The organism is Psychrobacter sp. R86515 (assembly GCF_042466315.1).
Classification (GTDB): Bacteria; Pseudomonadota; Gammaproteobacteria; order Pseudomonadales; family Moraxellaceae; genus Psychrobacter.
Map to the genome: position 1 here is coordinate 3,061,656 of NZ_JAXHCC010000001.1, position 12,097 is coordinate 3,073,752.

The window sequence follows — 12,097 nt, forward strand, 5'->3', positions numbered from 1 at the left end:
AAAACCAACAGCATCAAAACTACCCTAATCAAAACCAATCATGTTTATATGACAAGTTTGACGACTGTGTTTGATGTTTATAGCTAATTTAATCAGGCTATCACTCAGACCAAGGTTTTTATTTGGTATTGCATACAATTAAGGCTGAGCACAATTATATGCTCAGCCTTAACAATCATACACATTATATCTAAAACATAAAACGCTTAACGCATCTGCCCAGTGTTGCTTTCTTGTGGCAATACATCAAGACTAACGCTAGAGCCAATACCTGCACCTAACTTCACTGCAAAACGATCCATAAACATTTGGAACGGATCGGTTGGGCTATAGCTAATGATCGTATCAAGATCTAGTTGCTTACTTAGACTTGTGATACTACCTGTTTTGTCTGCCAAACCTAGCTCAATAGACTGCTCACCTGTCCAGAATAATCCTGAGAACAGTTTGTTTTGCTCAGGATTCTTCAGACGGTCACCGCGACCTTCTTTGACAGCGTTGATGAAATGCTTGTGCGTGTTTGCCAGTACTTTTTCGACATGATTTTCTTCATAATCAGTCAACGGACGAGATAAACTTAAGATATCTTTATACTCACCAGCCGTAATCGTACGATCTTCGACGCCAACTTTATCCATCAAACCTTTAACGTTGTAGCTTGGCATAATGACACCGATAGAGCCGACCAAACTTGACGGATTGACATAAATCTCATCTGCGGCAGATGCAATATAGTAAGCACCTGACGCACCGATATCACCAATCACCGCATAAAGCTTTTTGTCTGGGTACTCTTGGCGTAAGTCCATCATGGTCTGCCAAATCTCATCAGACTGTACCGGTGAGCCGCCAGGTGAATTGATATCTAAGGCCACTGCTTTTGAGTTACTGTTTGCAAAAGCGTCTCTCAATGCTTCATTAACATCATACGCATTAGCCACATCGTCATTACTGATGACACCTTGTAGCTCAACCACTGCCAAATGTGGATCGCTAGTATCGACTGCGTCCATACCTGTTGGCGCACTGCTGCAACCACGACCAAGAGTCAAAAATATCAATAAGATATAACCAAAGGTCAGTAGTTTAAAAAAGATACTCCAGCGACGAGCGCGGCGCTGCTCAACCACACTCGCTAATAACGTGTTTTCCAGCACCTTCCATTCTTGTCCACTTGGCGGGCTTGGTTGCTGCAGTTGCGTTGGCTGATTTGCCGAATTATCAGGACGTTTGTTAGGGTCTGGTGGCCAGTTGGGCATATAACTTCCTAAGTTAGAAACAATCTAAAACAATAAAATGAGGTTGTCGAGAAATACAGTTAAAGCGGTAGTGTATACCTGACTGATACTGTCTCACAGTATCTGTGACCTGTATTAATAGTCAGTGACCTGTATTGATAGGCTGCTAAGTATGGTGGTATTTCGATAATGGTTCAATAGTATAACTGTGAAATATCACTATATTGTAACGCTGATAATATAAGCCTTATTTTTCAGAGTTAGTAGTTTCGGCATTGGGAATACTATCAATGTTATTTAGCGATTTAGTTGTTTAGCAATAATGCCGTGTCTAACGGCTTATTATCATAGGTTATAACTTCATCAACTCTCTGACGACTTATGATATCGCCTGTAATTTGCGAGGCACTATGACCAAGCCAACGTGTATTTTCGAATAGCATGTCATCATTATTCGATTCAACTGAACATAGTAATGACCACATTTGCCAAACGCGTTGATGAGTATCAGCATTTAAAATCAAACGCGACTGGGACTCTGATTGTTTGCCAGTTAACTGGTTAGATGCTATTTGTACTTGAGGGCTAACAGGTGAATTGGCAGGTAACGAATTGAGTGGATCTGCCGCATTGTATCTCAGAACGCGTATAGACAAGTTAGTATCAAGAGCAATCGTACAATCCCAAACGCTGGTGTCACCTATCTTGGTCCAACCAGTGATGGCTTGTACTGACAACTCATCGTTAGTCGACTGCCATATTTTGCCTTGCTCACAACGTCGGGCACTGATAGTAGGCGTATCTACAGATTGCCTAATTGTTTTATAGGCTTGCTGAAATGTAGACCAACGATCAGAGCGCCCTGCTTGCCAATATTGGCTAATGGCTAAGCGGCCATTTAATTGAGCAACGGTCATCGGTAGTAATTCAGAAATTTTGGTATTAGCAATATTCTTATTGTCAGGAATTAACGTATCAGTCAGGCTAACACTGCTACTCTGTATGACAATGCTCTCTAACTTATCGACAGATAAACTGCCCAATTGCTGCTTTAAATTTTCAGATAATTTGTCTGCTGTCAGGCTGCTTGGCATCGTTCGTGTAGAGGCTGGTCTATGATCAGCTAAGAACAACCAATTGGTATTTTCTTCGTTGACGGTAGGATATTGTAGCAATGCCGCCGTTATATACGAATCACCCGTTGGCAAAATATATAGGGTCGGTACAGTTACCAGTGACTGCTGATTGGCATACACCGTCATCATCAGTAACGTTAATGGTGGTAACATCAACCAACGACTGAGTAAACCTCGTGGCAACAGCCAAGGCAATGCACTTAGCAAAGCCATCGATAGTATCGCTATATTAACTGGTGTATAGAGCCACGCATCCGATAGCGCTGGCAATGACGTCAGCCAACTCATCAAATCGTGTAGATGACCAACTATCGTACTAATAATTACCCAAAGAATATCAGCGATACTTGGCACCAAAAGATAACACAACCCGGCTAATAAATTGAGCGGTACAATCACCCAACCAGATAGTCCAATAGCAAATAAATTGATAAAAAGCCCCCATAACGACGCCTTACCGAATAAAAGCAACGTAACGGGTAATAAAGTAAGAAACAGCCAAAACTGTAATTTAAATACACGCTTGACCATTCGCCAAACACGGCCAGATAGCGCGTTACTGATATGAGTATGCTGCTTACTATCGTATAAATTCGTTACAGCAGTAGTCTGGTGCTGATACGACGTATCGTCATACTTGAGTAATAACGCCACTGCGATAAAAGACAGCCAATACCCTGCCTGCCATAATACGTAAGGGTCACCCCAAGCCATCAATACAGCTAGCGCCAATAGCACGCGCATCGTACTGATAGGAAGCAATATCAATCTGACGAATCCAATCGCTAATAACATCCAAGCCGTACGAGCAGCAGGCACGTCAAAACCAGTAAATAGCGCATAAATAAAAGCGGCACCAATCATTACCCACCAGCGCACTTGCCAACGCGGAATACGCCGATAAATCGCTGAATAATTACGATCAAACAGCAGTAAAACTATGCCTGCCAATACAATAGCTAAAAACAGTACGTGCGTGCCTGAAATAGCGAGCAGATGTGAGATACCCGCCAGTTGATATAAATCCTTAGTATCACGATTAATCAAGCTACGATCACCCGTAAGCAGACTTAATGTCACGGCTTTTGCTTGTTGCTCTGCTGTCGTTTGTGCTGACCAGTCTTGATAGAAATGCTGTCGTAATCGCCAACGCCCCTGATCGATACGAGTACGAAAGCGCTGAAGATATGAGTCAGAATCTAGCGACTGCTTCGAATATTTTTCATCGCTGATTTTATTGCTGATTTCGTTACTGTTTACCAATGTAGGACTAATGGCCAAAATATTCGCAACGCCATCAATATGCCGACCTCTCAACCAGCGATAATTGTCAAAACCAGTAGGGTTATTGACTGCTTGCTCAGAAGTAGCCAACGGCGCCAGTGCTAGGCTCATGAATATCTCATCACCGGGCTGCAATTCATTTAAGGATGCAAACTGGCTCTTATTCGCAGACTTTCTTGGATAAGCGTTAAGTAAGATTCGGTGTTCGCTGACTGCGATACTAACTTCATTGGAATTAGTATTGTAATTGTTGCTTAGGCTATTTCTATTCACATCTAAGTAGTCGGATGTTTTAGTTGCTAACTCTTGGGGCGTTAGCTCAGCGACTAACGGAGCGATATTCTTTATCACCGCTACTTGTCTATAACCGCTATCTGTAGCAGCATCATAAACACTGTCGCTCAACCCTTCGATACGCACGAATGCATGTACTCGTATCGGTGCAGTTATTTCAGTGGTTTCTGCTTGTTGATGAGTAACCAAAGCTTGCAATGCGCTGCCTATCACTAACGCAGTCGCTAACAAAGCTAAGACCAAGTGTCTAATAATTCGGAAAGGAAGTTTAGTATGACGAGATGCGTTGTTAGAGGTGTTGTTATCAGCGCTGTGGCTGTCTATCGAGGGTATGTTGAATTGAGCAGAAGCCAACAGAAATATAGCAAATACAATCAGCGCCAAAAACAGATTGGACGGATCAATCATATCTAGCAAAGATAAGTCGGTTGGCATTATCACATTATCTGCGACTGCCAATACGCCCATCATAACTATAATTATGAGGCTACCAATCAACCAGTACACCAGCACTCCTTGCTTGATGACTTAAATATTATTCGGCCAAATATGGTTACTTACTATAGCAAATGGCACGCGATGCAATAGCATTTATATTTATATTACCCTATACTGAGGCAACGTATTAGGTGGTAACTATCTGACACCACCATTCTGTGTGTTCTAACCTTTATCCTACTCACCATATATTACTTTATACCAGCTTCTCAATATCATTGAGTAGACTGTAGTTAATGATTAAAGGCGATCCTGTGCCCCAAAAACGTCTAAAAGACCTACTTCCTACACCAGAGAAAATATTAGAAAGTCGCACTTTAAAGCTGTTTGCACCGCACTTGGCTGATCCAAGGTTATGGCATTTCAATCGACATAGCCTAAATAAGGCTGTCTATATCGGTGTACTGAGTGCATTTTTTCCGCTGCCAGGACAGATGTTACTGGCGCTCATTGGCTCGCTTATTTTTCGTGCCAATGTTCCTATGGCGCTTGGTTTGACATGGATTACCAACCCAGTCACTAGCTTGCCAATATTTTATGCTGGATACTATATCGGCGCAAAGATCATTGATGCACCTGTGATTAGCTTGCGATTCATCGGTAGAATGATTGCTGATTTTAGCTTATGGGCATTATCAAACGGTGCCAATCCGTTCATTACTTATCGCGGTACCGTATCACTTGCTGCATTTTGTATCGGGCTAACGATTTTAGCCGTAGTCACCAGTCTTATTTGCGGTTTGGCATTTAAGGCCATTTGGCGTTATAAAACCGTGGCGAGCTGGCAGAAACGTCAGCAAAAACCTTCTGACGAATCTGACAAGTTATAAGGCAATTTATCTTTGTTATATGGCTATAACGCTTACGCCCTAGCTAAGCAAGCACAGTTTATTCTTCTTTACTGTTCTCTATAGCATTCAAAACTTTATCAGTGAAATCCCTATCCATCGGTACAACCTCAATGACTTCATCATTTTTACAGAGCGTATAACGCTTACCTGTCGCGCTGTCTTGAACTTTTAGGTCGTAATCAACCCCAGCCAAAGTGATGGCATCAAACACAGGTGTCAGTAGCTCAGTTTGTGCCTGTCTATCGAGCGTTTCAAACAACGTTGGATCGATGTAAGGCTTTAACGGCTCATCACCCTCTTCCGCACTACCAAAAGCCGCAATTGGATTATCATCTTCACGCATTTTACGCATCCTTATAAAATAGATAAGGCGGCTGGCTCACAACCGCTTAATCGCTAGTTTCTATGATATATTTTCTTAATAATACAACAATAAACCTTTAACGTAACAGCCCTGAAAAACGCAAACAGATGGCGTTTCGGTCAGTTTTTCGACCTAATATAAAAAATTATTAATACTGTTCCCAATGCCCATTGCGTAGCAACAACTGACGGTCAGCAAGCGCCGCTAAATTGCGATCATGCGTCACCATAAGTAGCGCCGTTTGCATGGTGCTTTGTAATTCTGACAACAGGCCAAATACGCTCTGTGCATTGTCGTAGTCCAAGTTACCTGTTGGCTCATCTGCCAAAATAAGCGATGGCTTAGTCACTAGCGCGCGTGCAATTGCTACACGTTGACGCTCGCCACCTGATAGCTCACCTGGTCTATGCATCAAACGATGCTCAAGACCGACATTTTCCAAAATCTCAACCGCTTGCTTACGAGCATCAGTTGTTGATACTTCTGGACGCATCAGCAATGGCATAGCTACGTTTTCGATTGCTGTAAACTCTGCCAATAGATGGTGAAACTGATAAATAAAGCCCAAATGCTTGTTGCGCATAGCTCCGCGCTCAGTTTCATTCATGCTATTTAATAACTGACCGTGTAACCAAACTTCACCACTGGTTGGCGTATCTAGACCACCAAGCAAATGTAGCAACGTACTTTTACCTGAACCGCTAGTTCCAACGATAGCGATGCGCTCACCCGCATGAACAGTCAGATCAAGACCAGTCAATACTTGCGTACTGACCGCGCCTTCATCATATATCTTATTGATATTGGTCGCCTCTAAAATGGCAGACATAGCGCTTCCTTTATTTTATTTATTTCGGTATTTATTTCGATGTTTAGGCGTTTGCGATTACTCATAACGTAGCGTTTGAGCAGGCTGAATCTTAGCCGCTCGGCGCGCTGGATAAATCGTTGCCAAAAAGCTCAATACAAACGATGCACCTGTGATTAATACCACATCTAACAAACGCAACTGCGATGGCAAGTAATTGACAAAATACGCATCAAACAGGTTCAGACCAAAAGCTTGGTTAATAAAGCCTAAAATATCACTAACTGTAAGCGCAAATATCACACCCAGTATCGTACCAGCGATAGTACCGATGACCCCGATAACCACACCTTGGACCATAAAGACTTGCGTAATCAAACGAGGAGACGCACCAAAGGTTTTTAAGATTGCGATATCTGCTTTTTTATCGGTTACTAGCATGACTAGACTTGAGACAATATTAAAAGCGGCAACTAGGATAATCAAAAATAGTAATAGGCCGACCATGGCTTTTTCCATTTGAATTGCCCCAAACAGATTCCCATGAGTCTGTGTCCAATCATTTGGATACAGCTTTTCAGGTGCGATAGCAGCCGCTTTTTCCGCAGCTATCGGCGCAGTAAAGATATCGTTAAGCTTCATGCGTACGCCCTGCGCGCCTTCTGGCAGACGCAGTAACTTTGCCGCATCTCCCATCGGGATAAACGCCATGAGACTGTCTACTTCTGGGCTGATCGTAAAAATGCCTGTCAGAGTAAAACGCTTAAATCGCGGTATCACGCCTGCTGGTGATGGCGACGCTTCTGGCAATACCAGCGTCACTTTATCCCCTATTTGCAGACCCAAGGACTGCACCATCTCCTCGCCCAACACGATACTGAAATCACCACTCTTCAGGGTGTCAATACTGCCTTCAATCATGTGCTCATTGATAATGGAGACGTTTTTCTCGTATTCAGGCTCAACGCCTGTCACCATGATACCTGCGACCTGACCATTTGATGTCAGCATCCCTTGCAGTTGAATGAATGGTGCCACAGCGGCCACTTCTGGGTCTTCTTTGATCTGATCAGCGAGCTGTTCCCAGTCGCCAATAATTTCTGATGAGACCACAGTAGCCTGCGGTACCATTCCCAAAATACGGGTTTTCAGTTCACGGTCAAAGCCGTTCATAACTGATAGCACCGTAATCAATACGGCAACCCCAAGCGTCAGACCAATCATCGAGATGAGTGATATAAAGGAGATAAAGCCATTACTACGTTCTGCTCGGGTATATCGTAAGCCGATAAATAACGCTAAAGGACGAAACATATTCAAACTCTTTATCTTATCTACGTGCGACTTTATATAGGTTGCATAACGAGCAGTAGTAAATGCATCATACAGTTGCTACTACTCACATATAAATCAAACACAAAAACAGGGTGTCAGACGAGCCAATAACAGCTGTCAAAAGGGAGCTAGTTTGACACAAACTAGCTGATATGTGCCAGTCATTAGCAACAACTGAGAGTATTTTTTACCAAAAAACTGGGTTTTGTTATTATTTTTTATAGGGGGCTTGCTATTAGCTGTACCAATACCTATATATTATATGCTAAAGACAATTGTCATTAACCCCTCATTGAGGTTTCTGATCTTTTACTGGCTAGGCTGCTGACCATCATAAACCAATCATTTAAAATGTTGGATGGTACACAAGCAAACACAGTATTAGATATAAACCTCACGCTGACTTAATTTTGAGTATTTTCATGACCATAAATTATCAATACAAAAACATTCAATCTCCTACCAAGATCACGTTGACCGATGAGCAGTCTGCAGGTCACGCCGATCACTGGCGTATTCTGACCGATGATATGAGTCATGATGTGCCTGAGTGGCTACAAAAAATGATTGAAGTCGCAGCGATGCCTAAAGGCTTGAACAACAACGTCAGTGCAAAAGACAGCTGCCTGCTTTTATCAGAAGATCAGCCTTGCCATATTAATCAAGTGCTCGCGATGAAGGATGGTAAGCCAGAATGCTTTATCAATGCCTACCCTTGTGTCGATAGTCCTTACGGATTGAACTGTAAAATTGAGCGTGTCATCGCCAATGACAACTCGCACGATGCCGTGTTGCGTTTACGTACTGCTGATGGCAGCATTATTTATGCGTTTGATCAACTCTATACGACCAACCGCCATCTCTATCAACGCGACACCTCTTACTATGTGAACTTTAGTGCTTGGGCGCACGAAATTAAGCTAAGCGAGCAAAACGAAGTCATCATGGTCGAAGACCAAGAGTCTATCCGTTATCATCGTGCCTTTAACGATATTGTGGCGGCAAATGACGGAAAAATCCCTGATGACCTACAAGAGCAAATCAGCGAATGGAAGCCTGAAACTAAAGAGCAAATGGCACCTGTCGAGATCAACTTAGGCCATATGTGCGCTTACTTGTTTGGCGATACGCTAGGACAAGAAGATGAAGCTTGGTGTCAGGGTCAAGTGCTTGGCAAGCAAGAAACCGTCTTCAATGGTAAATCTATCATTTTGTTCGATGTGGTGACACTACGTGAACAAGATGCGGATCCTTTTGTAGTGCGTATCGGTGCGCTCAATACTACTGAAACCAATAGTATTAAAGTACATGACTACGTCCAAGCAAACGTATGGCTGCAAGCAGCAATATATAAAGAAAACCAATCAAATGCGACGCAGCAATCAAAAGCTAGCTAGTCTTTTTGAAAGGCTTTCCATAGCTTTTTATGCTATTACTTATTTCGTTACGCAATAAAAAAGCCCCTAATATGAATTAGGGGCTTTTTTGTGTCTTATGGATTCTTACAACCCAAAAACGTAACGTAAAAAACGTATAAATATACGATTAAGCCATCGTCGTCATTGATTTGATGCGAGTGTATAGCTCTTTTTGCTCTGCGCTTGGACGTGCAGTCTGTACTGCCATCAACTGTGACATATCGCCTTCGACACGGATTTTACCACTCATAAACGCACCCATGATTTGATTGGTATCAAAATCAGTGATGATAGACTGTAGGATATCGCGATCTAATAGCAGCGTCGTCGTTGCATTATCGTTTAAGCCACGATGCAGTAGACCATTTGCAAAATTGGCTTCGATAGTTTTATCAGCTTCAGCCACTTTTAAGTTGACGACCATATTGGCAAGTACTGGCGGTAAATTTAACTCACCTGCTTCGTTGCCCATTTTTTCTACTTGCTCAAACCATTCATCTGTCAAAAAAACTGCCATATTATATTATCCTTAATTGATATTCTGTCAGACCAATATCTCTTGAGGCACTATTGGCCTAACTATTAGAATTATTAAAATGATTGCTATCAATAGACCTATGCAATACATAGCCATTAATGACGTTCAGCCTCATTATAAAGGGCGACTTGATAAGAAGTAAAACCTATTTATCGGCTCAGCAATGTTATTGTTACAAAACTTCTTTGCAAGCTACGCTTATGTCTAGCGAGCGCTTCCCCTATTCAATCAAAATGAGCATCTAGAATAGTGACAAAATTGTGTATAAAATAGAGGAGTAGCACAGCAATAATAAGTTGCTCGCTAACATTTATACCAAAGAGTTTGTATTTTGGCGCATAGTTCTGATGATATTTAATTAGGATTGCGTTACAATACCCTTAAACAGAGTCGGGAGTTTTAACCAAACATTACATAATCGTGTTTTTTGTCAGCCGCCGCTAGCATACATCTATGGTCAATGCGTTTTAATAGCCCTATAGATATGGGTATCTATCTTCATTAGTACAGATTTTTTCGTAATAATTAAGATACATATTTAGCCTTATGAGATGTTTGATGCTCAAAACGGCGCGTCTTCTTATTTACCTTGATGATCTATTAACAATCCTATTATCGATTGACCTTGAGTAAGGTGCATGAAGTGCCTATTTCTATTTATTAGTATTAACTGATAGACAGCAAGGGCCTGAATCGATATTTAATGATGTCATTGCGCTAAGTAAGTCAAAAAACAACATGTGTTGGCACCAGTATAAATATGAATTTGAGAGTATTTATAGTGCAGACAGCATAGATTGTTGGTTAATTCTGTTGATAATTCGGGCTGTAAAGGAATCATCCAATGAGTTTACAAAACACAGCAGTCGCCCCAGTTGACCGTGAGTATGAAATTACTGTCGTAAGATTTTTTACGATCATGGCTGTCGTTTGGGGCATCGTCGGCATGAGTCTTGGTGTGTTCATTGCTTCACAGTTAGCATGGCCAGCACTCAACTTTGACATTCCATGGCTGACCTTTAGTCATTTAAGACCACTGCATACCAATGCGGTGATTTTTGCGTTCGGTGGTTCTGCCCTGTTCGCAACGTCTTACTACATCGTTCAGCGTACCTGTAAAACGCGCTTATTTGCGCCGTACTTGGCTTGGTTCACCTTTTGGGGTTGGCAGGCAGTCATTGTTGCTGCCGTCATCACGCTTCCACTAGGTTTGACTTCAAGTAAAGAATACGCTGAGCTTGAGTGGCCCATCGATATCTTAATTGCCTTGGTATGGATTTCTTATGCCATCGTATTTTTCGGTACACTCATCAAACGTAAAACCTCACATATTTATGTGGCTAACTGGTTCTTTGCCGCCTTCATCATTACGATTGCACTACTACACATCGTAAACAGCATGGCGATTCCTGTTAGTGCGTTCAAATCTTACTCGCTATTTGGCGGTGCAACTGATGCGATGGTGCAGTGGTGGTACGGGCATAACGCGGTAGGTTTTTACTTAACGGCAGCCTTCCTTGGAATGATGTATTATTTCGTTCCTGTACAGATTGGCCGTCCTATCTATTCTTATCGTTTGTCTATCGTTCACTTTTGGGCATTGATTGCTTCATATATGTGGGCTGGTGGTCACCATTTGCATTATTCAGCGCTTCCTGATTGGACGCAGTCTCTTGCTATGGTCTTCTCAATCATCCTATTCGCACCATCTTGGGGTGGTATGATTAACGGTGTACTAACGCTATCAGGTAGTTGGGATAAGCTGCGTACCGATCCGATCATTCGCTTTATGATTGTTGCATTGTCGTTCTACGCGATGTCGACGTTCGAAGGCCCAATGATGTCTATCAAAACAGTGAATGCGCTATCGCATAACACTGACTGGACAGTTGGTCACGTACACTCAGGCGCACTTGGCTGGGTTGGTATGATTACTATTGGTTCGCTATACGTACTGCTACCACGTATTTATAACAAACCGAAGATGTACTCTATCAGCTTAATCACCACGCATTTCTGGCTAGCGACTGCAGGAACGATCTTCTATATCGTGTCTATGTGGATCTCAGGTATTGGCCAAGGCATGATGTGGCTTGCTACTAACCCAGACGGTACTTTGGTATATAGCTTCGTTGATACTGTTGAATTCTCGCATTTCCCATATATTGGCCGTGCATTTGGTGGCTTCTTATATGTATCGGGTATGTTTGTAATGGCTTATAACTGCTATAAAACACTCAAAATGCCAGAAGGTAAGCCTGTAGATGTCGCTGATCCAACGGATCATGAACCTAGTGTCGAAAAACCTTCGACAGCTAACGTATAAGGAGCGA

General features: G+C 42.3%; 9 protein-coding genes. 3 read left to right on the top strand and 6 right to left on the bottom strand.

Annotation, left to right across the window (positions count from 1 at the left end; translation table 11 throughout):
- Nucleotides 1-206: 206 nt before the first annotated feature.
- Both sppA and SJY28_RS12525 read right to left on the bottom strand, forming a co-directional pair.
- Entirely contained in the window at nt 207-1,259 is a 1,053-nt protein-coding gene (sppA, locus tag SJY28_RS12520) for a signal peptide peptidase SppA (protein ID WP_201547820.1), read from the bottom strand.
- Between the two features lie 284 nt (nt 1,260-1,543).
- Nucleotides 1,544-4,459: a ComEC/Rec2 family competence protein gene (locus tag SJY28_RS12525; protein WP_379544705.1), complete on the bottom strand. Its 2,916-nt coding sequence runs from the start codon at nt 4,457-4,459 to the stop codon at nt 1,544-1,546.
- A gap of 245 nt (nt 4,460-4,704) precedes the next feature.
- On the opposite strand from SJY28_RS12525, the gene SJY28_RS12530 reads away from it, so the two are divergent.
- Nucleotides 4,705-5,280: a DUF2062 domain-containing protein gene (locus SJY28_RS12530; RefSeq protein WP_227522947.1), complete on the top strand. Its 576-nt coding sequence runs from the start codon at nt 4,705-4,707 to the stop codon at nt 5,278-5,280.
- 58 nt (nt 5,281-5,338) lie between these two features.
- Here SJY28_RS12530 and SJY28_RS12535 read toward each other — a convergent pair whose 3' ends face one another.
- The 3 genes from SJY28_RS12535 to SJY28_RS12545 form a co-directional block, all read right to left on the bottom strand.
- Nucleotides 5,339-5,644 carry a hypothetical protein gene (locus tag SJY28_RS12535; RefSeq protein WP_379544706.1) on the bottom strand — a complete coding sequence of 102 codons (306 nt, stop codon included), beginning with the start codon at nt 5,642-5,644 and terminating at the stop codon, nt 5,339-5,341.
- Between the two features lie 169 nt (nt 5,645-5,813).
- Nucleotides 5,814-6,494: a lipoprotein-releasing ABC transporter ATP-binding protein LolD gene (gene lolD, locus SJY28_RS12540; protein ID WP_057760792.1), complete on the bottom strand. Its 681-nt coding sequence runs from the start codon at nt 6,492-6,494 to the stop codon at nt 5,814-5,816.
- Nucleotides 6,495-6,551: 57 nt separating this feature from the next.
- Nucleotides 6,552-7,787 carry a lipoprotein-releasing ABC transporter permease subunit gene (locus SJY28_RS12545; RefSeq protein WP_102092330.1) on the bottom strand — a complete coding sequence of 412 codons (1,236 nt, stop codon included), beginning with the start codon at nt 7,785-7,787 and terminating at the stop codon, nt 6,552-6,554.
- Nucleotides 7,788-8,230: 443 nt separating this feature from the next.
- Here SJY28_RS12545 and SJY28_RS12550 point away from each other — a divergent pair, with 443 nt between their 5' ends.
- Nucleotides 8,231-9,205, top strand: coding sequence for a hypothetical protein (locus SJY28_RS12550; RefSeq protein ID WP_379544708.1), 975 nt, complete (start codon nt 8,231-8,233; stop codon nt 9,203-9,205).
- A gap of 148 nt (nt 9,206-9,353) precedes the next feature.
- On the opposite strand, the gene SJY28_RS12555 is transcribed toward SJY28_RS12550, so the two are convergent.
- A complete protein-coding gene (locus SJY28_RS12555) occupies nt 9,354-9,743 on the bottom strand; it encodes an SCP2 sterol-binding domain-containing protein (protein WP_057760797.1) in 390 nt (129 codons plus the stop codon).
- Between the two features lie 865 nt (nt 9,744-10,608).
- On the opposite strand from SJY28_RS12555, the gene ccoN reads away from it, so the two are divergent.
- Nucleotides 10,609-12,090 carry a cytochrome-c oxidase, cbb3-type subunit I gene (ccoN, locus tag SJY28_RS12560; protein WP_201567458.1) on the top strand — a complete coding sequence of 494 codons (1,482 nt, stop codon included), beginning with the start codon at nt 10,609-10,611 and terminating at the stop codon, nt 12,088-12,090.
- Nucleotides 12,091-12,097 lie beyond the last annotated feature (7 nt).

Coding starts and splice junctions, on each gene's coding strand:
- sppA (WP_201547820.1), bottom strand. CDS start 1,259: ATGCCCAACTGGCCACCAGACCCTAACAAACGTCCTGATAATTCGGCA.
- SJY28_RS12535 (WP_379544706.1), bottom strand. CDS start 5,644: ATGCGTGAAGATGATAATCCAATTGCGGCTTTTGGTAGTGCGGAAGAG.
- lolD (WP_057760792.1), bottom strand. CDS start 6,494: ATGTCTGCCATTTTAGAGGCGACCAATATCAATAAGATATATGATGAA.
- SJY28_RS12545 (WP_102092330.1), bottom strand. CDS start 7,787: ATGTTTCGTCCTTTAGCGTTATTTATCGGCTTACGATATACCCGAGCA.
- SJY28_RS12550 (WP_379544708.1), top strand. CDS start 8,231: ATGACCATAAATTATCAATACAAAAACATTCAATCTCCTACCAAGATC.
- SJY28_RS12555 (WP_057760797.1), bottom strand. CDS start 9,743: ATGGCAGTTTTTTTGACAGATGAATGGTTTGAGCAAGTAGAAAAAATG.
- ccoN (WP_201567458.1), top strand. CDS start 10,609: ATGAGTTTACAAAACACAGCAGTCGCCCCAGTTGACCGTGAGTATGAA.